General features: G+C 36.9%; 23 protein-coding genes and 1 pseudogene. All 24 read right to left on the bottom strand.

Features of this window, described 5'->3' with window-relative positions; all coding sequences use genetic code 11:
- Positions 1-111: 111 nt before the first annotated feature.
- Positions 112-1,329 carry a signal recognition particle-docking protein FtsY gene (ftsY, locus tag G576_RS0100300; protein WP_027972842.1) on the bottom strand — a complete coding sequence of 406 codons (1,218 nt, stop codon included), beginning with the start codon at positions 1,327-1,329 and terminating at the stop codon, positions 112-114.
- On the bottom strand, positions 1,316-2,149 hold the full coding sequence (locus G576_RS0100295; protein ID WP_027972841.1) for a Cof-type HAD-IIB family hydrolase: 834 nt from the start codon (positions 2,147-2,149) through the stop codon (positions 1,316-1,318). The genes ftsY and G576_RS0100295 overlap by 14 nt, the downstream gene beginning before the upstream one ends.
- Positions 2,139-2,939, bottom strand: coding sequence for a Cof-type HAD-IIB family hydrolase (locus tag G576_RS0100290; protein ID WP_027972840.1), 801 nt, complete (start codon positions 2,937-2,939; stop codon positions 2,139-2,141). Before G576_RS0100290 ends, G576_RS0100295 begins: the two co-directional genes overlap by 11 nt.
- A gap of 521 nt (positions 2,940-3,460) precedes the next feature.
- Positions 3,461-5,590: a heavy metal translocating P-type ATPase gene (locus G576_RS0100280; RefSeq protein WP_027972839.1), complete on the bottom strand. Its 2,130-nt coding sequence runs from the start codon at positions 5,588-5,590 to the stop codon at positions 3,461-3,463.
- A 19-nt stretch (positions 5,591-5,609) separates the two neighbouring features.
- Positions 5,610-5,747 (bottom strand): annotated as a pseudogene (locus tag G576_RS13100) (CopY/TcrY family copper transport repressor); the annotation flags it as partial.
- Between the two features lie 8 nt (positions 5,748-5,755).
- On the bottom strand, positions 5,756-7,198 hold the full coding sequence (locus tag G576_RS0100275; protein WP_018381136.1) for a multicopper oxidase family protein: 1,443 nt from the start codon (positions 7,196-7,198) through the stop codon (positions 5,756-5,758).
- 17 nt (positions 7,199-7,215) lie between these two features.
- On the bottom strand, positions 7,216-7,665 hold the full coding sequence (locus tag G576_RS0100270; protein WP_027972838.1) for a CopY/TcrY family copper transport repressor: 450 nt from the start codon (positions 7,663-7,665) through the stop codon (positions 7,216-7,218).
- Positions 7,666-7,772: 107 nt separating this feature from the next.
- Complete coding sequence (locus tag G576_RS0100265; protein WP_027972837.1) at positions 7,773-9,314, bottom strand: recombinase family protein; 1,542 nt, start codon at positions 9,312-9,314, stop codon at positions 7,773-7,775.
- Positions 9,280-10,221, bottom strand: coding sequence for a recombinase family protein (locus G576_RS11985; RefSeq protein WP_051177926.1), 942 nt, complete (start codon positions 10,219-10,221; stop codon positions 9,280-9,282). The genes G576_RS0100265 and G576_RS11985 overlap by 35 nt, the downstream gene beginning before the upstream one ends.
- Before the next feature lie 44 nt (positions 10,222-10,265).
- On the bottom strand, positions 10,266-10,445 hold the full coding sequence (locus G576_RS11980) for an SHOCT domain-containing protein (RefSeq protein WP_037618109.1): 180 nt from the start codon (positions 10,443-10,445) through the stop codon (positions 10,266-10,268).
- Positions 10,435-10,833, bottom strand: coding sequence for a sigma-70 family RNA polymerase sigma factor (locus tag G576_RS0100250; RefSeq protein WP_037618100.1), 399 nt, complete (start codon positions 10,831-10,833; stop codon positions 10,435-10,437). Before G576_RS0100250 ends, G576_RS11980 begins: the two co-directional genes overlap by 11 nt.
- Before the next feature lie 54 nt (positions 10,834-10,887).
- Positions 10,888-13,314, bottom strand: a complete 2,427-nt coding sequence (locus G576_RS0100245; RefSeq protein ID WP_027972835.1) for a DNA polymerase — start codon at positions 13,312-13,314, stop codon at positions 10,888-10,890.
- A 112-nt stretch (positions 13,315-13,426) separates the two neighbouring features.
- Positions 13,427-13,975: a DUF2815 family protein gene (locus G576_RS0100235; protein WP_027972834.1), complete on the bottom strand. Its 549-nt coding sequence runs from the start codon at positions 13,973-13,975 to the stop codon at positions 13,427-13,429.
- The gene (locus G576_RS0100230) at positions 13,976-15,109 is read right to left on the bottom strand and encodes a DUF2800 domain-containing protein (RefSeq protein ID WP_027972833.1); all 1,134 of its coding nucleotides are present in this window, start codon (positions 15,107-15,109) and stop codon (positions 13,976-13,978) included. It lies immediately after the preceding gene.
- Complete coding sequence (locus tag G576_RS0100225) at positions 15,102-15,398, bottom strand: hypothetical protein (protein ID WP_027972832.1); 297 nt, start codon at positions 15,396-15,398, stop codon at positions 15,102-15,104. Before G576_RS0100225 ends, G576_RS0100230 begins: the two co-directional genes overlap by 8 nt.
- Positions 15,391-15,582 carry a hypothetical protein gene (locus tag G576_RS0100220; protein WP_027972831.1) on the bottom strand — a complete coding sequence of 64 codons (192 nt, stop codon included), beginning with the start codon at positions 15,580-15,582 and terminating at the stop codon, positions 15,391-15,393. Before G576_RS0100220 ends, G576_RS0100225 begins: the two co-directional genes overlap by 8 nt.
- A gap of 149 nt (positions 15,583-15,731) precedes the next feature.
- On the bottom strand, positions 15,732-16,712 hold the full coding sequence (locus tag G576_RS0100215; RefSeq protein WP_027972830.1) for an N-acetylmuramoyl-L-alanine amidase: 981 nt from the start codon (positions 16,710-16,712) through the stop codon (positions 15,732-15,734).
- Positions 16,712-17,119: a phage holin family protein gene (locus G576_RS0100210; RefSeq protein ID WP_027972829.1), complete on the bottom strand. Its 408-nt coding sequence runs from the start codon at positions 17,117-17,119 to the stop codon at positions 16,712-16,714. The genes G576_RS0100215 and G576_RS0100210 overlap by 1 nt, the downstream gene beginning before the upstream one ends.
- A gap of 10 nt (positions 17,120-17,129) precedes the next feature.
- Positions 17,130-18,863 (bottom strand): hypothetical protein, encoded by a 1,734-nt coding sequence (locus tag G576_RS0100205; RefSeq protein WP_027972828.1) that lies wholly within the window; start codon positions 18,861-18,863, stop codon positions 17,130-17,132.
- A 1-nt stretch (position 18,864) separates the two neighbouring features.
- Complete coding sequence (locus G576_RS0100200; protein ID WP_027972827.1) at positions 18,865-20,484, bottom strand: phage tail protein; 1,620 nt, start codon at positions 20,482-20,484, stop codon at positions 18,865-18,867.
- Positions 20,484-21,122, bottom strand: coding sequence for a phage tail family protein (locus G576_RS0100195; protein ID WP_027972826.1), 639 nt, complete (start codon positions 21,120-21,122; stop codon positions 20,484-20,486). Before G576_RS0100195 ends, G576_RS0100200 begins: the two co-directional genes overlap by 1 nt.
- A complete protein-coding gene (locus tag G576_RS0100190; protein ID WP_027972825.1) occupies positions 21,119-23,926 on the bottom strand; it encodes a phage tail tape measure protein in 2,808 nt (935 codons plus the stop codon). Before G576_RS0100190 ends, G576_RS0100195 begins: the two co-directional genes overlap by 4 nt.
- Before the next feature lie 51 nt (positions 23,927-23,977).
- Positions 23,978-24,142: a hypothetical protein gene (locus G576_RS13695; protein WP_169361564.1), complete on the bottom strand. Its 165-nt coding sequence runs from the start codon at positions 24,140-24,142 to the stop codon at positions 23,978-23,980.
- Positions 24,139-24,504, bottom strand: coding sequence for a hypothetical protein (locus G576_RS0100180; RefSeq protein ID WP_027972824.1), 366 nt, complete (start codon positions 24,502-24,504; stop codon positions 24,139-24,141). Before G576_RS0100180 ends, G576_RS13695 begins: the two co-directional genes overlap by 4 nt.
- Positions 24,505-24,508: the final 4 nt, after the last annotated feature.

The following is a 24,508-nucleotide window of genomic DNA, read 5'->3' as shown; positions in this document are numbered from 1 at the left end:
AGTTTATCTAGACAAACTTAATTTCAGGTTAAAGATTTCCTAAAATTTGCTTAAAGGGAATAAAACGAAAGCCTCACAAAAAAATGGAGCAGGATACCGCTCCAATATATTCTATAAAATCTCAGCCAAAAGTCCTGTCATAAAGTCTTCTGAATTAAATTGTCCGATGTCATCAATTTTTTCGCCAAAACCAATCAGTTTAACTGGGACATCTAATTCCTCACGGATAGCCAGTACCACACCACCTTTAGCAGTTCCGTCAATCTTAGTTAGAACAAGTCCTGTCAACGGTGTGATTTTTGAAAATTCTTTGGCTTGACTGAGGGCATTTTGTCCCGTAGAAGCATCAAGCGCTAAGAGAGTTTCGTGCGGAGCATCTGGAAGTACACGCTTGATAATACGGCCAATTTTTTCAAGCTCCGCCATGAGATTGTCTTTGTTTTGTAGGCGACCAGCTGTGTCAATCAAAAGGACATCCACTCCTTCAGCGACAGCTTTTTCCATACCATCAAAAACGACAGAGGCGGGATCTGCTTTCTCTGGTCCTATCACTACAGGGACTCCGACGCGACGCCCCCACTCAGCCAACTGAGCAACAGCCCCTGCACGGAAAGTATCCGCTGCGACAAGCATGACTTTTTTACCTTCTTGCTTGTATTTGTGAGCCAATTTCCCTATCGAAGTGGTTTTTCCAACCCCATTGACACCGACAAAGAGCATGACCGTCAAACCATCTTGAAAATTGATGCCTTCATTGAACTTACCATCTTTTTCATAAATGTCGACCAGTTTTTCGATGATAACTCGACGAAGTTCTTCTGGTTTTTTGGCGTTTTCCAACCTAGCTTCATAGCGGAGCTCCTCCGTCAGATTTGTTGCCACGGAGACACCTACATCTGATAAAATCAAAAGTTCTTCCAATTCTTCAAAGAAGTCCTCATCAACACGACGAAAATTAGCGAGAAAAGCATTAAGACGAGCCCCAAAACCGGTTCTTGTTTTCTCCAAGGAACGGCTATATTTTTCTTCGGTCGTTTCATGCATTTCCTCAAGAACAACTGGTTCTGGCTGAATAACTTCTTCTACTTTACGTGTCTCAACCGCTTCAAACTGAATTTCTTCACCTTTCTCTGCGGCAGCTTTGGCAGCAGCTTTTTTAGCGTAATAGTCCGCCATGACATCTGAAAAAGCGTTGTCAGCAGGAGCTCCTTCCGTATTTTCAGAAGTTTGAGCTGATTCCACTTCTTCAGTCATTTCCTCCGTAACTTCTGCCACTTCTTGGTGAGTTTCTTCTTCCTGATTTCCAAATAATTTATCAAATAATCCCATTAAATTCTCCCTTCACGATGTATTTGACAACTGCCTCGGCCACACCTGATTGATCATTTGTTCTAGTGGTTATAACATTGGCATTTTCTTTGGCAATAGCGGAGCCGTTGGCCATTGCAACTCCCAGACCTGCCCATTTGAGCATGGTTAGATCATTCTCCTCATCTCCCATAGCCATTACTGCGCTAGCATCCAATCCTAAATGTCTAGTCAAAAGCTCAAGTCCAACAGCCTTGTGAACACCTTTTGGCATGACCTCTAGGATAATCTCACGAGATTTGAAAATCTCAAATTGAGCATGTAGTTCTGCCGGTATTTGTGGAATTTTGCTATCCAAAAAGTCAGCGTCTGTCACAATTACAACCTTATTGTAGATAATGTTCCGTGGTAAATCAGCCAAACAATCCAACTCAATAAAGGTCAACATGGGATTAGCCTTGTGGTACTGAGAATGATTACCACGACTCGCCAAACTATAAACGATACCATCACTGATAATGTCCATTGGCAGAGCGAGAGCTTCCAGATGTTGATAGAGAACTTCTAATTCCTCAAAAGTCAGGTCGCTCTTGTCTAGAATATCACCATTATTGCGCTGAACCAAGCCACCATTAAATGTGATACTATAGTTGTCTGCGTTATATAGGTCTAGTTCTTCCAAAACATGTTTGATAGCTTTAAGTGGACGCCCAGTAGTGATGACCACTTTAACACCTAATTCTTGTGCTTTTTTTAGAGCCACCTTATTTTCCTCTGTGATGGTCTTTTCAGTCGTGAAAAGCGTTCCATCCATGTCTAAGGCTAGTAATTTAATAGTCATTTTCAATTACCCATTCTTCCAAAAATCTCTGAACTGCGCGGTCGTTACAATGACCGATGACTTGATTGGCGATTGCTTTTACCTGTACTTTTGCATTTTCAGTGGCAATGGCTTTGCCTGCAAGTTCAAGCATTTCAATGTCATTACCATTGTCTCCAAAAGCCATAACCTGCTCTGCCTTTATTCCCAGATGACGACCGAGAGACCTCAAGCCCGTGGCTTTATTGACTGATTCAAGGATAATATCCATGCCGTCAAATCCAGTCGTAACTGCCGTTACCCCGTCCAAAAGTTGGCTCAGGGCCTGACTTCCGTCCTCTATAGTCTCCGCCTCTAACTGTGCCGTCACCTTGAAAATCTCATCCGTCACCTGTGCTAAATCCTGCTTGACAATATTGACATAATATTGACTGACGTGCTCGATATAGCTGTCTTTGGCAAAAAGTGGCGCGAAAGCCCCATGACGACCTGAGAGCAGGTAACCTTGACAGTCCGTCATTTTATCTAACTGCCTTGCAATGGTTAGATATTGGTCTTTACTCATCACACTTTCGCTAATCAACTGGCCTTTATAGGTCACCACACTCCCGTTTTCAGCCACAAAGGCCACTCGGTCAATAAAATCAGCAAAAAGTTCTTCCAAAGTCAGCAAGGAACGACCACTAGCGACTACAAAGACAATCCCCAATTTATCAAGCTTATCCAGCAAGTCAGAAAATCGTTTTTTGTCATAGCTGTGTTTATCATCTAAGAAAGTGCCATCCATATCTGTCGCTATGAGTTTTATCATACAATTTCTCCTTTTTTTACGCTAGGGGTGTGCAAAGGGGTAAAAAGGTGTGCAAAGCCCAAAAAGGTGTGCATCTTTTAACGATTTCCTAAACCCGTGATTTTATTATATCATATTTTCCAAGTCTTTTGCTAATCACAAAAAAGCCATATCACATGGATATGCTTTTTCTATCAAAAAGACTAGCAAAAAATCGCCACCTCAAAACGAGATGACGATTCTATTATTTACTTAATTCTTTGTAAAGCTCAATCCCTTCTTTCTGGTATTATTGACTTTTTTATAGACTGCATATTTCTGTACTCTTAGTTTTTCAGCCTCTTTTATCTGCATCAAGCAATCTCTCTTAAATTGCACCTATAATTTCATCATCTTCAAAAGCAACTAATACTTCTTCTCGATCTAAATCAATCGACTACTTCTTCCAACACGATTTTACAAAGAGCCAGTACTTACATCTCTTTTTTTCCTGTAAAACTATTGTATCTTGATACTTTAATGAGTTTCAATCATTCAATCTGTTAACCCTTATTTTTTGGATCTAAACTTAATAACATAGCATTAATGGCGACGATGACTGTTGACACAGACATTAGGATTCCTCCTAATGCAGGGCTTAATGTGATACCAATAGGAGCCAAAATTCCTGCAGCTAGAGGGATAGCTATAAAGTTATAACCAGCTCCCCAAAATAGGTTTTGCTTCATTTTACGAGTTGTTTTGTGTGCTAATTCAATGAATGATTCAATATCTCCTGGATCGGATTGAGTCAATATGACATCAGCTGAATCCAATGCAACTTGAGTTCCAGCACCTACAGCTATACCAACATCTGCTAAGGCAAGAGAAGGAGCATCATTTACACCATCACCTACCATGATAACTTTCTTTCCTTCATCTTTAAGTGTTTTAACTAACTCATATTTGTCTTGTGGAGATTGATTTGATCTATACTCAATCCCTAAAACTTCTGCCGCGCCTTGAGCCGCTTTTTCATTATCACCTGTTGCCATAATTGGTTGAATATTGTTCTTTTTAAGAGCTTTAATTAACCCTTTACTCGTTGGTTTTAATTCGTCCCCTAAAGCTACAGCACCAATGGCATCATCATTTTCTACTAAGACACTAAGAGTTGCTCCTTTTGGAATATCCATATCAAGATTACGTCCATAGGCTTTTTGACTGATTAATTGGTAACGGTGCCCACCTGCTTTACCCTCTACTCCAGAACCGGAAATCACATCAATCGAATCAAAAGATGCTGGACGTATATCTTGCTGCTCAGCAAACCTTATAATTGATTGAGCAATTGGGTGGCTAGATCCTCCTTCAATACCTGCCAATAAGGCAATGATTTCCTCTTTTGTGTATTTGTCATTAAGAAGTTTTACATCTAATACTTTAAATTCACCAGTTGTTAAAGTACCCGTTTTATCTAAAATTATCACATCTGCATCTTGAGCTATTTCTAAGGCTTGGCGGTCTTTTACTAGTAAGCCACGGCTAGCCCCTAAGCTTGTGCTTCGGGCGGTTACCAATGGAATAGCCAGACCCAATGCGTGCGGACAAGCAATAACTAATGTAGTAATAGTAAATATAACTGCCGTTGGGATATCTCCAATAATCATCCACACTACAAAAGCAATTATCGCGACAATAACAGCAATATAGAAGAGCCACCCTGCAACCTTTTGCGCAATATTTTCTGCCCTGGAAGGCTGACTTTGAGCTTGGCTAATTAAAGTCTGTACTTGAGAGATAAAGGATTGATCACCTGTCTCATTCACTTTAATATAAAGAACCCCTTCGCCATTTGTTGAGCCTCCGATTACTTCATCGCCAGGACCTTTTTTAACTGCTTTTGATTCTCCAGTCAAAAGAGCTTCATTTACACGTGATTCGCCACGCTCGATAGTTCCGTCTGCTGGCACATTTTCTCCGGCTTGAACACGAATTAAATCGCCTACCTGTAAGTCAGCAACTGGACGTATTTCAATTGAATCATCTTCTAACACAACGTGAGCATCTTTTGGTACCAACTTAGCCAATGCTGCTTGTGCGTCTCCTGCTTCTCCAATAGCTTTCATCTCAATCCAGTGACCTAATAACATGATTAATAATAATGAAGCAAATTCAAAGAAAAAGTCCATCACGTGTCCACCCGTTACGTAGGTAATGATAACAGCATAAATACTGTATAAATATGAAACACTTATACCTAAAGAAACTAGAGCCATCATTCCAGGTTCTTTTTGTTTAAATTCGTCAACTGCGCCTTGATAGAATGGACGTCCACCATAAATAATTAATATAGTAGATAAAATAGCTACTACAATATCAGAATATGGAAAAGTAAACTGGAATGGTAGGTCAAACCCAGCCATAGGGGATAAGAGCATAATAATGATTCCTAGTGGCAATGATTTTAAGAAAAGTTCCTTAAAGTTACCGTGATGATGGTGTTCATGCCCTCCGTGGTGCCCACAGTGGTCATGCCCACTGTGCCCGCTGTGATCATGCTCAGCATGATGTTCTTGATGGTGATTCTTATGGTCTCCATGTTTTTCCGTGCTTACGTGCTCATGTTTTGAATGATCCATGTCGCCATGATTATGGTGACATTGGGATAAATGTTTGTTGTTATTGTTCATTTTAAATTCCTCCTTATTCTTAATGATGATGTAAATGACACTCGCATTGTCTTTCTGGACAATTGCAAGCCACTTCTTCTACTGCGAAAGATTTTTTTATCTCTAATATTTTTTCTAGTCGATCTATATCATCGAAGCTTAAGACATGATCTTCAATATTATTTATTATTCTACTTTAATTTGTCCCATCATACCTGCTTCTTCATGTTCAAGAATGTGACAGTGGTACATATAACTACCCTTCTTATTAAACTTAACTATAAGTCTTACTTTTTCGTTAGGCTCAATATATACAGTATCTTTCCATCCGCTCTCCTCTGGAGAAGGCGCATTACCGTTTCTTGATAGAATTTGAACCTGGGTGCCATGAATATGGAATGGGTGTCCCATTTCATGCATCATAGATCCTGGGTTTGTAATTTCCCAAATCTCTGTATCTCCAAGCCTCACTGTTTCATCAATTCTATTCATATCAAACTTTTTACCGTTTATTGATACCATGTGACCCATACCTTGAAGCTCAAAACTTCTTATCTTAGTAGCTTGTGCTTCTGACATTCTTTCTATATTCGTTAAAGTGCTAGGTACTTCAGTATCATCTTTCCCATCGCCTTTAACATTAAAGGTCATAATGGCTTCCTTATTACTCATAAGTGATAGCTGCGTTCCCTTTTCATACTTTGAAAAGTCCACTATTATCTCTGCTCTTTCCCCAGGTGATAACATAATATTTCTCTGGCTAACCGGTTTTTCTAAAAATCCACCATCAGATGCTATTTGATAGAATCCATCTCTATTATCTAACTTCAAATTAAAGTTACTTGCATTAGCACCATTAACTATTCTAAATCTCATCTTGACTCTATTAACCTCTAAATTAGGTTTAATAGCTCCGTTAACTATGATAGTATCCCCTGTTGCTCCATCCATCATATTTGTATTATAAATAAAACTGCCGTCCTTGCCAAAGCTTCTATCTTGAATTACTAAAGGTATATCATTTACTCCATATTCCTTAGGAATATTTAAGCTTTTTGATACTTCATCATCCACATAGAATAGTCCTGCTAAACCTTTATAAACTTGGGTAGCAGTATTTCCTCCAAAGTGCGGATGATACCACAATGTTGCAGCCTGTTGATTTACTGTAAAACTAGGCTCCCAAGTTGTTCCTGGTTCAATTCCTTGATGAGGGCCCCCATCCTTTTCTCCTTCTACCTCTAGTCCATGCCAGTGAACTGTAGTTGCTTCTTTTAGCTTGTTATTTACGTGCACATTTACTTGCTCACCTTTACTTACTCTGATGACAGGGCCTAAGAAACTTCCGTTGTAACCCATAGTTCGTGTCTTGGTATTTGGTAAAAATGAAGTTTCTCTTTCTTGAGGTTCTAAAGTAAAATCCGCAATATTAGGATCTGGATTTTTATCCTCTAATAGTGGTGGTATAGGAAGTGTACTTTTTGTTTTACTTGTTTGAATATCTATATTAACTGCACTCTGGTTTATTTTAAAATAACTAATCATTGGTTCTAAAAGTGTAATATATCCAACTGCAGTTAATACGACTGTAAGTCCAATACCTAATAACATATGTTTATTCTTACTCATTTTTATTCCTCCTTATGTTAATGATGATGTAAATGACACTCGCATTGTCCTTCTGGACAATTGCAAGCCACTTCTTCTACTGCGAAAGATTTTTTTATCTCTAATATTTTCTCTAGTCGATCTATATCATCGAAGCTTAAGACATGATTTTCAATGATGCTTCCTATTACATTTCCAACTTTCTTATTGCAAATACGGTTAAAAATATCTTCTGCATAATCCCTTACGGCTTCTTTCTCTACAATATTGGCAGTGTAAATAAACTTTCTACCTTCTTGCTCTGTATTTAGTACGCCTTTTTCAACTAATCGACCTAAGATCGTTTTGATAGTGGATTCTGTCCAGTCCATTTTTTCTTTCAATACAGAGATGACTGTTTTACTAGTTACTCGATCATTTGCCCAAACTACACGCATTACTTCCCATTCAGCATCTGTGATAGAAGTATTAAATTCTATTGTGCTCATTTTCCTTCTCTCCTTGTCGTTTACAAATATAAACGAATGTGTTCAAAATAAGTTTACTATTGTAAACGAAATATGTCAAGTCTTTTGCTAATCACAAAAAAGCCATATCACATAGATATGACTTGTTCGTTCTTGAAGTGGACTTCTACTTGTTTGTCTTTATAGATGATGACCTTGTCTACTAAGGTGTTAAATAGCTTTTCATCGTATACAACAACTAGCTTGTCTTGTTGCCTTAAGATGTCTATAAAGTTGTTTAATGCTTTCAATTTGATTTTTCTTTCCTGCAACACTTGTTGCTTGTCACGATATGTTTTCTGTAGTGTGTGGTAGTTTTTAACTAAAGCATCATATTGTGAATAGAGATTTTGTGTCAGTTTCCCATTGACTAACTGTTCAACTTCTTCTTGAATGCTAAATAGCTGAGATTCTAAAGTTTTTAGTTCATCTTCTAGTTGTCCACTCTTTGCCAATACACTTATTAAGCATTCCAAATTGCGTATAATCTCGTCTTTATTCGTTATCAACTGACTAATTGCTTGGCTAATCCACGCTTCTATCTCTTCACGACTTGCATGTGGCGTATCACACTTTTCTTCCCCTTTGTATTTATGGTTACATCGATACACAACTCTTTTATACTTACTCGTTGAATGCCATGTCTGTCTGCCATAACTGCCACCACAGCACCCACATATCACTTTACCAAAATAGCTTAATGTTGATCGACTTCTTTCATGTTTTAATTCCACTTGTACCATATCAAATATCGCTTTATCAATAATCGCTTCATGGTTGTTTTCGATATAATACTGGGGTAGTTCCCCTTGATTAGTTTTTCTTGTTTTCGTTAGGAAATCAACTGTAAAAGACTTTTGAAGTAGTGCATCTCCCTTATACTTTTCATTGCTTAGAATACTTTTGATTGTAGAATAACTCCACACTTTCTTTCCTGCTGGAGTGGCAATCTTTTTATCTGTTAATATCTTAGCGATACTGTTTGGATTTTCTCCTTGTAAAAATAACCCAAAGATGTATCTGACAACCTCCGCTTCCTTTTCATCAATTTCAAAGCCACCCTCCTTTGATTCTTTAAATCCGAGAACATGGGTATAATTAAATGTCACTTGCCCCTCAGCCGCCATCTTACGCTTACTCCATGTAATATTTTCTGAAATTGACCGTGATTCTTCTTGTGCCAAGGAACTCATAATCGTAATCAACAACTCCCCCTTTGAATCGAGTGTCCAGATGTTTTCTTTTTCAAAGTATATCTCAACCCCCACTTCTTTTAATTTTCTAACTGTTGTCAAGGCGTCCACTGTATTTCTGGCAAAGCGACTAATTGATTTTGTAATGATTAAATCAATCTTACCGTCTAAGGCATCTGCTACCATTTCTTGAAATCCTAGACGTTTCTTCGTATTCGTTCCACTTATCCCCTCATCCGAATACATCTTCACAAACTCCCAATCATGACGACTTTGAATGTAGTTTTCATAATAACACATTTGTGCTTCATAAGAGCTTGCTTGGTCATCATGGTCTGTGGAAACTCTGGCATATCCTGCCACTTTTCTTTTCCTTAAAAAATCTACTTGATGACAAACAGGCTTAACTGCTTCTATGGTGACAATCTTTTTCGCCATGCTTTGCTCCTTTCTGATAATGATTACTTCTTGTGGCTTTTACTTGCTGGACTTCTTCAAATTGTTCTTTTGAGATAATCGGCTCATGGGCTTGTTCAACGATATACTTTGTATGCTCACCTTGATTCATAACAGATCTTCCTTTATGTGCTACACGATATGTTTTTTGTAATATTAATCGTCCCGTATAGGTGTCTTGACTTAAAATATTATGAATCACACTCCTTGTAAATGCATTGCCTTTCCTTGTTTTCTCTCTTTTTTCATTTAATATTTTTGCAATCTGTGTGGGAGAGTAACCATTTAAATACCACTCATAAATTTGTTGGATGATGGACGCCTCATGGGGTTCAATGACATACGCATCCTCTTGCCAACGATACCCATACATATCTTGTGGACTATGAGGAAGTCCCTGTTGAAACTTTTCTTTGACACGCCATTTGATGTTTTGTCCAATTGCCTTTGATTCTTCTTCAGCGATAGAAACCAATAAAGTTAGTAATAGCTCGCCATCTGTGGTCATTGTATCAATGTTTTCTTTTTCAAAACGCACACTCACATTTAATCGTCTTAACTCTCTAATTGTTTTTAGTAAGTCTATGGTATTACGACCAAACCTAGAGATTGATTTCGTTAGTATCACATCTATCTTGCCCTCTTTACAATCCTGTATTAACCGCTGATATTCTTTTCTCTGTTTAATGTTCCGCCCAGTAATTGCACTATCAACATAAACACCTTTATATTCCCATTCTGAATGATTTTGAATCAATTCACTGTAATAACTGACTTGATTGGAGAGTGATTGTAGTAACTCAGAATGGGATACTCTCGCATAAGCAGCGACACGTAATTTTTTATTTTTCACTGGTCTTATCTGTTGTATTTTTTTGACTGTTTTCACAATGTATCCTCCTTTTTGTATCACTATATATCACTCTAAACCATTTATTTATCAAGTGTTTCGTCCATATATTTGCTAAAAAGTGGCGAATACAGTGTTTGCATTTGCTCTTGAAAATCACGGCACTGCTCTATGCTTAGTAGACCCCTGCTTAATAACGCTTTAACATACAACATAGTTACTTGATAAGTTAATTCGGCGTGGAAAACACTATTATTCATCATCTTGTTTACCTCCAAAGCGTGATGCAATATAGCAATGGTGACTGCAATATTTCCTTTTATTATTTGCATACGATTGAAATGTTTTCTGACAATTGAAACAGATATGCTCTGAATAAGATTGCTTATTGACTTTATCAAGATGTGTATTCCACCACTTCATTCGACAAGTATCACTACAATACTTCTTTTTCTTTTTTCCTTGAGTATGCGTTAACGATACTTTACACAAGAGACAGACACTTCTATTCGTATCAATGGATTGTTTTTCTACTTTTAATCTGCGACAAACAGACTTAATCGTATTAACCGACATATTCAAACAAATAGAAATGTCTTTATAACTTAGTCCGTTCTTTCTTAATCTAATAATTTCAGTTTTTGTATCCATAATAAAATACCTCCTACAAGGTAGCCTTGGCAGGAGGTAAAATCGGACGGTTTGTTATTCTTTTTTATAAAATTCGCATGTATAACCATCTGCATCTAAAATCAATCCCTTTGCCCATGGCGGTACTTGACGCATAATAGAACAAATTTCTTCTAAGGATAGACCTTCGCCTTCTATAATGACCTCATCATGTACATGTGCGACAATGTCATAATCTTTTAAGTTTTGCATCGCAAAGACTAAAATATCCCTAGCGATTGCTTGCACAATATTTTCTACAAACTTCGGGCCATAACTTTCAATTCTCTCCCACTTCTTCGTTGCACCTACCCCTTCATACGTAACAGACTCCCCACCAAATTTATTCTCTCCTATTCTTGGTTTGATGTAGGAGAGTTTACGACCACTTGGCAAAGTTATAAACAACATACCACTTTGGTAGCTAAAGATAATGCCGTGTGTTTTCGTTGTGATACGCTCTTTGACAGTCTGCTTGACACACCTATCTACCTCCCACCATAAGTTAACGATGTTAGGATTAGCGATTCGCCATGCTTGCACCAAGGGTTGCAGTTCTTCTTCCTTTAGTCCCATTTCAAGTGCTCCCATAGCGGTTAATGCACCTACTGACCCGCCATATCCACAATTATGTACTAACTTGTCCGATACGGTAAAACGATGATATGGTCCGGCATTTCGTATGTCATAAACTCTAACCTTGCCTCGATTAATCGCTAATTTTTCCTTTTTCCACTGGTTAAAGCATTTCGATTTTGCCATTGTATACTGCCACAACCTATACACTGAGTTAAAACATAACAATGATTTTTCTTTTGATTCCATCTTTTTTCTGGACTGATAATTTCCACCCAACCGTATCGCTCTCCTACCATTTCCTGTTTGTAAGAGATGCTCGCCGCTTTTGGCGGATTCTTCAAACTGTATCGGATGTAATTGCCCTTCCGTCCACACAAGGTGGTCTTTGGTTGCTCTAAGACCATCGTATTCAATCACCTCTTTTACACCTCGATAAACGACACCCTCATGTTTAACCCAATTCAGTCCGTCCCATACTTTCATATCTGTAGTGACATCTTGAATAGGGACAAGCCCATAATCTGTTAAAACATGTTCATCTTCTGCGATACAGGCAAGCTCGGCAATTTTGCCTTTCTGCCTTAATTCACTATTCACACCATGTTTTTCTACTGGCAGACCAAACATCTGACTCGCAGACATACAATAAATATCTCCACCGTCTCTAAACAGTTCTTCTCGCCACTTCTCTTTCGCAAGCCATGCAATCACTCGTGCCTCGATAGCTGAAAAGTCCACCACATAAAATCTCCCTTTTGGAATAAACGCTGTTCGAATCAACTCGGATAATACTTTAGAGGTATCATCGTACAAAATACTCAACGCTTCCATATTGCCTTGTTTGACAAGCTCTCGTGCTTCTTTTAAATCAGACATATTGTTTCTAACTAAATTTTGTAATTGAACCAATCGCCCAGCAAACCTGCCAGTACGATTAGCCCCTAAAAATTGAAACATTCCTCGACACCGATTATCCCTACAAGCAACCTGTTGCATCGCTTGATACTTTTTAACTGATGATTTGGATAATTGCTGTCTTAATCGTAGCACTCGTTCTACAGTAGGATTCTTCTCTTCTTTTAATAGCTTTTTGACTGATTTTTTATCCAAACTCTCTACATCAATACCTTGTGCTTGTAGCCACTGAGAGAGTTGAAAAACTGAATTTGGATTATCTATATGCGTTAATTGTTGTAATTCTTCCATCATTGCACTTCTACACCTCGCATCTATAGAAATTGCTCTCTCTACAAAGAGTGGATCAACTGCTATTCCTCTATCATTTATGATTTGATCAAGTAGATACTCCTCCCATATAAAATCAGGGACTGGAAATTTAGATAGTTTCTGTCCGATTGCCATCTCCACTTCCACATCTTTTTTATTATATGCTTTGAATTGTTTCCACTTTTGCTCATCATGGTAGTATTCATTTCTTGTTCGTCCACCATTGGTTTTGGTGGGAGCACAAGATCCACAAAAATAACGAATTAAATCTTTACCTATCTTTAACTTTTGTTCTTCTAGTCCTAACACTGCCCCCACACCTTCAAGAGATAATGGCAATCCCATATACGCAGACCACACCATCGTACACCGCCAAGATGATGGCAAAAGAGCAACCCCAAAATGACGAGATAAACACACCCGTTCAAATTGTGCATTAAACGCCCATTTCAACACCGTATCATCTTGTAGTGCATCTATGATTTCCTTAGGAATACACTCACCTTTAGCCAAGTCCACCACACAAACTTCGCCCCCATCAACAGCGTATGCAAAAAGGAGGACTTCAAAGTCCTCGCTCTCTGCATATTTGTAGACACCAGATTTAAGCAAGTTCACACTAGAATACGTTTCAATGTCAATATTTAGTTGTTTCATCTAACTGTTCCTTTATATACAAATATAACTCTAAGCCACGCTTAATCATAAATTCCAACACTAATACCCCTACTACGATAACGACTAGATATTCCATCACAGACTATCCCTCCTATGCCAAAAAGTCATCATCTTCTAAAGTCGTGAAATCATCACTCGCACTACTTCTTCCACCTAATGGTTCGCCATCTCGTATTTTTTGTATATTGCCTAGTCCACACGCAACACCTTTATTCCCATTAGAATTAAACGCATAAAAGTTCAGTGATACCCTTGCATAACAACCTGAATACACTTCTTCTTGATTTAAGATAGGTGCTACATTTCTATCCACAATTTGTGGTTTTGCGACTGAATTGGCATTAATAAAATAATGCCCTTTATATGCCTCATCATCTCGTTCAATATCGCCATCACGAAGTGGTAGTTTAATTGCCGCCTTATTCGGTTTTTTGCCACCAAATTTTGCAATACCTTCTTCAATTGCTGCATCAATTGCTTTTTCAATTTTTACTAAAGTTTCTTTATCATCTTTTGGAATTAAAACCGATACTGAATATTTTTCTGCACCGCCATTAATGGATACGGGATGCCACCCATTAAAATAAGATAGTCTTGTATCTTTACCTGTAATTACTTTTGTTTTATTTAATTTTGCCATTTACTTTTCCTCCGTTATTTCATTAAATTCTTGTTTGGCTGTTATAATTACTTGTCTTTTATCTGTTATAGGAACCAACGTTGGTTTCCCTAACTGTTTGATGAATTCATCTTTAAATATGGTTTCAAATGTACTTTTCCCCATCATTTTTTGAAGTTCTGTCATCGAGAGTAACGATTGCTTATAAATATTGTCATATCCATTTTCCTTAGCTATCTCAACCACTTTATTCTCATCTTTAAATTTCCTTGTGCTTCTACCGTGTACTAATTTGTATCCACTCCATTCTTTGCCACTTTCTAATGAGACTTTAGTTGCATACTCTTTGACTTCATTAGACCATTTCACTAAATCATCAATATGATCTAAGACCTCTTCTATTTCGCTATCTGTTAATAGATGTGGCGACTTCAATTCAAATTGTTTTAGCTTGTTATGGTAATCGAACCTTGCACGAAGTACCGTACCACAACTTGAAAACTGACACCAAGGTCCATAAGTAATAACCCCCTTACCTTCAAAAGCTTGTTCTGCCTTTTCTTTTAATTCTGTTTCTGCCCAGTCTTTCAATGCTTTAACTGTCATCTCATAAGTCGAAATGTTAAATTTTCTTGGTTGAAAAATGGTCATCTTAATTGTTTCAATATCGTACAATGCTTCATAGATGTTCAGTGCCCCTAGTCCATACAGTTTCATCTGTGGGTTATCTACCGCACTAACTTCTACCCCTTGACCGTATTTAAAGTCAATGATATGTAGGTTTTTATCTGCGATAATGATACAATCTCCTGTTCCAAATCCTTCTGGTACATAGTTTGAAAAATCTAATCTTTGTTCGATTAATATACTTGGGTCCTTCGTTGTCTGTTTTTCTAATGCTATTTGTTCAAGAATGTACGTCACATAATCATCTGTATGTTCCTGCATTTCTTGATTTATGTTGGTCATGTCTAATTGCGTTTTGTTTTCCCCTAATGCCACACGTAGTTTATGTTCTGCAAGTTTGTGAGCAAGTGTACCTTCCACTGCTACATCACTGATTTCATTTTGGAAAAATTGCTCTAATCTTGGAAGTGGTGGACAACTCAACCAACGATGAGAACTGGAAGCTGATAATAATGCATGATTACTCATGTTTTAACTCCTTTGCCTTTTCAAGAAGTAACGGATAATCACTTGCTTTTATCTCACTTAGTCGGCTAGCACCAAAGCTTTGAATTAGACCTTTAACTTCTTTAGTTAATCCATCTCTACTTTTTTCCGCTAACACACCTCTTACTTCTTCTAAAGTAGTGGTAGGAAGATTTTCCTGGTCTTCATTAACTTCTTGTTTATTTTCAAGTGCGTTCACTAAATCTGAAATACTCTGATTTAAATTATTCAAATCATCTAATACTTGTTGAAGTAATTTCATCTTACTCATTGCTTTCTCCTTTCTTACTAATGGCTACTTCTGATATTCTGTCACTTGGAATTAAGACAACAAGGTCTTGCTTTTTACCAAAGAAAAATCGCAAAATTTTTTCTCGTATTGATAGCTTTCGACATGTCATCATCTTTTCTAAGGACGGTGTTTTTGAAACACTGACTTTTAATTGATGTTTCATTGCATTTCTCCTTTCTAGAGGATGTTCTTTTTATTTCCCTCTAATAGATAGCCTTGGGAAAGAATAAAATCGGACGATTTTAAAAAAATATTTTTCTACAAAACAAAAAAAAGACCTATCCAAGCATTTCTGCCTAGATAGGTTTTCTTCTATATTAATTCATTCACTTTTTGTTGAACTTGATGATAATCGTATCCTGCTTGCGTTAAACGGTTTTTTCGTTCTTGACCATTGCCCCATTTACCGTTAATGACTTCTCGTGCAACGACTTCAATAGGTTTGAGTGACGGAGTGGATTTACCACTAACAATCTCATTCACTTTTGCTTGGACTTTGTCGTAATCATAACCTGCACCAATGAGCGCAGATTTGCGCTGATTACCATTACCCCATTTACCGTTCAACACTTCTTGTGCCACTTCATCGATTGATTTTAAAGTGGATTGAGGTGTCGGTTTTTTAACTAATAAGGCATTCACTCGATTTTGAACTTGAACAGGATCATAGCCAGCTGAACGTAATTTTTGCTTGCGTTCTTCTCCATTTCCAAAACGACCATTAATAACTTGTCGTGCCACATCATCAAGATGCATAGTCGATGTTTGAATAGGTGTTGATGATTGTCCTCTTAATCGCTTGTTCACTTCCGAAGCGATATATGGGAATTTGCTACCAAGATATGGTCCAGGACAGTTTGTATTCGCAAACCATTCATGCTTGGTTAAGTTACCTTTCGTATCACCAGTGTAGACTAATTGCTTGATGCCATTTCTCTTACATATATCAACACAAAGTTCTATCGTTTTTTCTAAAGCAATATCACTTACATGCCAATTACCACCAATTTGGTCATTAGCTACCTCGATTGTGATCGAACGGTTATCATTAGCCGGACTTGAAGAACACCACGAACGGTTCTTCTCTTCAACGTACATACCAACACGTCCTTTGGAATCTACACCATAATTACTACTTGCTTGTCTTGACCTTGGTTGAAATACTTTACCACATGTTTCGACAGATAAGTTACCTGCCATATGATGAATCGTAATTGTATCAATTTTATGCTTTCTAAGACCACTATGATTTGGACTTAAATTTATATGATTAACTAAAGGACTATTACTCATTATTTTCTACCCTCCTTATCTTTTAACTGTTCTAAGATTGATTTTAATTTTTCTGGAATCGGTAATCCTAGGTGTGTCGCATTCTCAATAATTGAGATTCCTTCATTCGACACATAAAAGAAAATCACCATTGCCCTTAGCACGCCAACTTTTCCTAAGATTTGTACATCTAGTAAATGTGCTATTCCTACTAATGTAAATATAATGACTTTTCTTGCGATACCTTGGAATCCAACTTCACTCGATAATTTTCTATCTGCTATCGCACATAACATGCCTGTCAAATAATCGATAGTCACAAAAACTAATAACGTATATAACATGCCGTCCATACCTCCTAATACATAACCAAGTGTTCCACCTATTGCTGAAAACACTAATTGAATGGTTGACCATATATCTTTCATTTTTTCCTCCTTAATTTTTCCATCTACCCATAACTGCTATATCAACACCAAAAGTAAAGTTATTTTGATTATCACTCCAAATACAAATCGTAAATGATGAAGTTGTTTTACTGTTAGTCCCATTAGTATTTCCAACCCATATATAATCTGTATAATGCCCTGAAAGTGTCGGTACGACTTGAACAATATAATTTGTATTTGGTTGATTAAATGGCAGTGTAAATTGCTTACTTCGATATGCATTTTGATTTACTGTTTCTATCGTTCCAGAAATATAACATTCTAAAAATCCGCTATACCATTTTCGATAAATCCAATTGTTACGTATGCCTTGTTCAATCACAAAGTCCGTCATCATTGAATTTTTATATTTCAAGTTCCAATTAGGTGAGATGTCTAAAGTGTTTTGAAGTTCTGCAACCTTACCAACACCAATCCCTTTACCTGAACTATGAAAATCTAGTAATACAAAAGCTGTACCCACACTAATGACCACTTGACTTGAATTAAAGGCATCTCTTAATGTGAGTGTCACTTCCCAAGAACTTTCTCCACTGGCAGGGAAAATGACACTCCCTGTCTTACTATAAGTATCCATTGTGATGTTTTGAGTAGTTGCTTGAGTTTGATTTTGTGGTTTATAAGTATAACTTAGATTCTTCTGATTACGATTATTAACTGGTGCTATGGCACAAGCATACTCTAATTTAATATGAGTACCTGCTTCATCAAGTGTACCGTTAGCTTGACATCGATTAGCTTTAGCCATTGTAATTTTAGGTTCATACCAATCATAAACAAGTGGTGTTAAAACTTTTGTACCAGTCATACCTCTTGAATCAACTACTCTAGCCTCTATCCTTTGCGTGGTAGAAGTAATGACTTCAGAGGTTTGATTATTACTTTGATAAGTAATACCGTTTAAGACCAAACTTCGGGTCGTGACAACAGCTTGTTCATACATCGTTTCAGAAACTACTGCTCTAATCTTGGACTTACCTTTGACAAAACCACCATACGTGTTGTAAAGATTATTGGCATCACTTAAAGCGATATTAACCACTGGTGCCATATCTGAAGTTGCTGTGACTGAGACAGGGTTAGTATCTCTACTACCAATTAACTGTCCGCCTGAGTAAGTTAATACCCGAAACTTTAACTTATCTGTTGAATGGGTTAAATATCTCCCCCAAGTTTTAGGTAATGTCCATGTATGACTAGTCGCTACATTAGTTGCGATATTGGTAAAATTCAACTTATTATCAACACCTGCTTGAATCGTATGCGTAAAAACCGTTGATGCTCTAGGGGTATAGATGATAATAGAATCCCCAAAAGCCATCGTTGTTTTATTCACACTGGGTTGTGTTGCTCTTGCGATTGTCGGTAGTGACCATGTGCCACTTCCTCTTGAGTTAACTGCAAAATAGTAAATGCCAGCTTCTACACTGGCACTAAACGATTTATTGCCGTCTGCGTTATGCGTTAGTGTAAACTGACCACTCGCAACGCTTGTTGATCCACTTAACTGAATACGCGTCGTAGACTGATAAACGGTTGAACCTTCGATGACAACTTTGAAATTACCCGACATATACCAAGTTGTTGGATTTGATCCATTACCGCGTAAACTCCAGTTAATAGTCGTTTGATTAGTTGTTACGTTTTGACTGGCAACACTCCACTCAAATGTTAAATACCTAACTTCATAGGCATTCGTATTAAAAGAACCATTACTTGCCATCTTAATTCACCACCTTTGTAAAACTTAAGTTTCCTGTTGCCCTTGGCATAAAAGCAAACTTCCCTAACTTCAAACTATGAATATACTCGCCGTCTACGGCATAGAATTTTCGATTATGCCAATAAGCACTTTCTACACCACTTTGTAAAAAAACAATCCTTTCATTCTCTATACGAAGAACGATTGGACTGTTTTGTTCACCTAAAATAATATGCCCATTCTCAAAACGAATATAACGACTCAGTTCTGTAAACTTCTTAGCGTTTGAACCATACAATGTTTCTTGTACTTGTTTATATTGATTAAACTGAAAAGTAATCGCATTTGATGTTTGTGTCATCATCGTTTGAATGGAACTTAATAATTCATCTGCCTTTTCTTTATTGTAGTATTTCTCAGATACTTCAAGTTTAATTTCATTGGCAGATTGTTGAATATAAGAGTTAGCTTCTCGAATCGCCCTAACAATCGCCATTGCATTTAACTCTTTCATGTTCTCTTGTAAATTCTGATATATCGTTTCAATTGAATGCTCTGTATTAAACTGAGTGACCGTCATCGTTTTTTCTTCAGCACCAATCGATAAGATGTTACTTTCTGGATGTAGTAAATCCAATGACAGACTACTTACCAACATTTTCTCTTCGATTGCTAAACTTGGAATATTAACCTGCACCTTTTGTCCCAGTCTAAAAGCGTCAACTGATTCTCCTGCCTTTGATAAGTCAGCAGCTGTTAATGTAATTTTACTAATCAACATAATCGAATCAGCTAAATCTTTTCTACCTGCTCGTAATAAATTCGTTGGATCGGTAATGTTATCATGATGCGTAACCTTTGTAATTTCTCCATAAAGGGAAATAGCCGTATCATCTCGAATGGATTTACTCCCACTATTAACTGATTCTATTGTTAGATAATTTTCGTCATCGCTATTCTCTTCTTTTATTTTTGAACCTAACGGAATAATAATCGTAGCTAATTCATCACTAAACCATTCTCTTTTTGCGTCTAATAAATTAATCGTTTGAACAATTTCTTGACTAGCTATATAATTTAAATCTTTTACATAATCTAAATACACGCCGTCACTTTGATAGCGTACAAAAAAATAGCCACCGAGTTCTTTTTGAAGTTTATCTCTTAAAAAAGACCAAGTGGATGTATAGTCTGTTGATGAACGGATAATATTACCGGTTGCTGTATCGTTAGTCACGGTGACTCGACCTAACTTGAATTGTCTATCGCTACTTACTTGAGTATTGTGTTTTGAAATAACTGTCCTTAAAACTTGTTCAACGCTCACATTTCTAAAATCATAAGGTTCAAGAATACTATCATTGAAAAATGCTAAGTCACTCTCACATTCCACAGTTTCCGTCTGATATAAATCAACACTTGGAGAGAACACTCTTCCTCTAAATAACAACTGGTCATTTTCATAAAGGGTGATAATAGATTTCATATACTTAATACGACCATAACCTGGATTGCTTTTAGGTATTGTAAAAGTTAAAGTACCTACCGTATTTAAACTAATGGATAACCTACCATCAAGAATACTGTATTCAGGAATTAAAGGATTATAAATCAAATCACTATCAGCATAAATACGATACATCACAACACCTCCATTCTAAATTTTATTGTAAGTGTGCCACTACCAGACACCGTAAACATGTTATTACCTTGTTCTAAAATAATGCCTAATTTATGTTGTCCTCTTTGAACTGAGTATCTTTTTCCCTTATATTCAACGTTTGCTTGTGCTGTTGTTTCAATAGTTACTGGAACAGGCATATGCATATTATGAACTGAAACTGTCTTAGGTGACGTGGTTAGTATTGTCCGACTTATTATTTCTTCTCCAATATATCTTAAAGGATAACAATCAATAGTTACTTTAATTGTTGATTTTGCAGGCGTTCTTTCATGTGAATTTATCGTGGCATGACCTAGAAAATATCCTTCTAAATGAGAAAATGCTACTTTAATTTGTTTATTGTATAAAGACTGAAAGAACAGTGTACGTATAGCTTCTCGTGCATACTCATTACCGATTATACCTAGTTGTAATACTATCGTTCGATTATGAAAATGCGTATAACCCGTCAAGGCTTTACTCATATCAAGATCGCCATTTCTACCAGGTACAGAAACTTTATTAATTTTCATTTCTGGTATGCCGATATCAAATTCTTCTAATACGATACCTGCTTCTCTATATAAATCAACATCATCAATAAAAAGTTTTATCAACCTCTTGCCCTCCTTACTGCTAATTTCCCTAAACCACTATCAATACTTGGCAATAATCGACCAACTAATGTGCCGTCATCAAGATAAATGGCATGCGTGCTGTTTTCAGCAATGATTGATAGATACTTTTCAATCATGTCATTTCCATTCATCTTCTCATGGAATAATTTATCTAAATGTGAGTAAAATCCTTTAAGTGGTAAGATTGCCTCTGCTCCTGCTTCTCCACCCGCCATTAAAGATGAACCGTTAATACCAAAGAGTGTAGGTCTTGTCATAATCCCACCTTCTTTATACCAATCAATAGAAAGTCTTGGTACAGATGGAGGCATTAATGAGAAACTACCTGTTAAACTAAAATGCGGCAATTTGATTTTTGGAAAAGAAATCTTCATCCCAGAGAAAAATCCTACGATTGAATCAATAGCGCTTTTAACAAAATTCTTGGCATTATCAATCGGTGTTGTAATAGCTGACTTGATGCCATTCCAAACTGATGTTGCAGTTGATTTAATTCCATTAAAAATACTACTTACTGTGCTTGATACAGCAGTGAATACATTTGAAACTGTTGACTTAATACCTTCAACTGCACCACCAATAGTTGATTTAATACCATTCCACACAGTAGTCGCAATACTTTTAATCGCATTAAACACATTAGACACTATTGTTCTAATCGTATTTACCACATTAGAAATTGTCGTACTAATTAATTGCCAAATCGTTGATAAGAAACTATAAATAGTGGTCATGACAATATTAATCACGCTTGATACTGCTTGAATACCACTATCTACAATTGATTTGATACTTTCCCATACAGATAAAATGGTTGATTTACAATTCTCCCATATTAACTGAAATGGTAAAGTAATTAATAAAAAAGCACCCTCAATGAGTGCGACAATAAACTGTAAACCAAAATCTAAAACATTCTTAATGGTTTCCCATGTAGTTGTAAAATAAGTGACGATGCCTTGCCAAGCCGTCATAAAGAATGTTGAAATATTTTGAACCACTGTCGTGACTGTTTGTGTAATAGTTTCCCAAACACCTTTAAACCACTCAGTAATAGCACCCCAATTCTTAATGACCAAAATAATAGCGGCAATCGCAGCGATAATACCTGCAATAATACCAATAATAGGTAACAGTGAAAGGTTTAATGCACCAAATCCTGTGGCTGCACCTCCTGCCGCTACTCCGGCTGCTGTTGTTCCTGCGGCACTTGCTCCTCCTGCGACTCCAACCGCTGTAGTTGCCGTACTAGTTCCCATTAATAATCCAATCAAAGGACTAAGGACACCTGTAATTGTTCCAATTGCTGTGATGATTTTTCCAACTACTACAAGGATTGGACCGACAGTAGCAACAATAACACCAAAGGTCGCAATCGCTTCTTGCATTCCTGGTGACAAACTATCCCAACCAGACTTGATATTCTTAAAGACTGTTGCTAATTTTTCAAGAACTGGCTTTAAGATTGTCATTAGTGTATTACCTACATCAGCACCTACAATTTTGAGTTGATTCATGGTCGTTTGAAAACTATCAATCGGATCAATTGTATTTTCAAAGGTAGATTCAACTGAACCCATATTATCTTTTAATGACGTCCCTAGTTCATTAAAATTTAAAGAACCATTTTTACATGCTTGATAAATCGCTCCACCAGCTCTTTTACCGAACAACTCATATGCAACTTGCAATCCTTCAGTATCGCTTTTGGCATTAACCATACTATTTTGAATATCAGCAAGTGCTTCGTTTAATGGCTTACCTTCTGAAGTTGCAGTTGCTAATGCTTTGGTTAAACCAGTCATCACTTGAGATGTATCTGCCCCAGACATTTCCACATTACCTAAAAAGTTAGCCGCATCACTTGCTGAAAAACCTAATTGTTGTAGTGAGGCGGCATTGGTAATCATCACATTAGATAAAGCATCCATACTAATTCCAGTTCTCTGCCCAACTGCATTCATTGTATCCAAAACCAAACCTGTATCTTCAGTGGTTAATCCAAAAGCAGCGATAATTTTTTGAGTGTTATCAATCGCACTTGAAACATCAACATTATTGATTTGTGCAAACTTGATAAACTGCGTTGATAATTCTTCTAGTTGCTGACCAGTAACACCAAACCTTGTATTTACTTCACCAATTGCTGCACCAGCTGTCGCAAAATCAACAGGGATACTTGTCGCAATTCTCTCCATAATGCTTTGCATCTCTTCAAGAGCATCACCACTTGCCCCTGTCTTGGTCACAATCGTATCAAGTCCAGCATCAACTTCGTTAAAGGCAGTAACAGATGCTGCACCAATGCCAACAAGAGGTAAAGTTAAGTGTGTTGATAACTTTCCACCTACTTCAGCAGTTTTATCGCCAAAATCTTTAATCTTATCTCCTGCTTCTTTTACTGATAAAGATACTGAGTTAGGTACTTGTTTAAGTTCTTCTTGGAGTTTAGAGATAGACTGTTCCGTTTCAATAATTTCACGTTGTAAAGCATCGTACTTATCTTGACCTAAATCACCACTTTCAAGTTGAAATTTGGCTTGTTTATCTGCTTCTTTTAACACATCTAATTTGCTACTCGTTTCTTTGATTTGTTGTTGGAGTAGTTTTTGTTTTTGAGCGAGTAATTCAGCATTCTTTGGATCAAGTTTTAATAAACGATTGACATCCTTTAATGCCATCTGCGTATTTTTAATAGATGAATTAACTGATTTGAGTGACTTATCAAGACCTGTTGTATCACCACCAATTTCAATCGTAATCCCCTTAATGCGATTAGCCATTCTCTAACCTCCTTTCTAAAATTAAAAAAGCACTAACCCTTGTGGTTAATGCTAAAACTTATCAAACTCTGCTTGACCTGCCACTCTACTGTACTTCACACTGTCATTTGCTTTTTCAGTCCAAATATCAAGTACCATTCCAATAGATAATAAATCTAAGTCACTTATAGAAATACCGACTTCAACACATCTTAGTAGAAATAAGGCGGTTGTCATTTCCCTGCTACTTGATGTAACTTTTTTTTATTTACAACATCAGTTACTAAATTACTACCCCATAATTCCAAAATCTCGGGTAAGATTTCATAAATAGAGAACATCTCAAATTGGTCTAGCCACTCTTCAATCGTTGGTGGTATCGTCTTATCTGCATGATACGCCATAATATAAGCCACATTTTCAAAGATTTCTAAATCTTCAACCTCAAAGGTAGAGTCATTACCTTGATATGATTTTTCTAGTTTTGATAAGTCTTTAAAGATATCACGCTTAAATTTCAATCGATATAACCTTGGGATAGTTGCTGAAGATCGAAATATTACTTCTTGTTTATTGATTATTACTGTTTTTTCAATCATAAGT

It is taken from the genome of Streptococcus porci DSM 23759 (assembly GCF_000423765.1).
Taxonomy (GTDB): Bacteria; Bacillota; Bacilli; order Lactobacillales; family Streptococcaceae; genus Streptococcus; species Streptococcus porci.
This window is presented reverse-complemented; position numbering and strand designations above follow the sequence as displayed.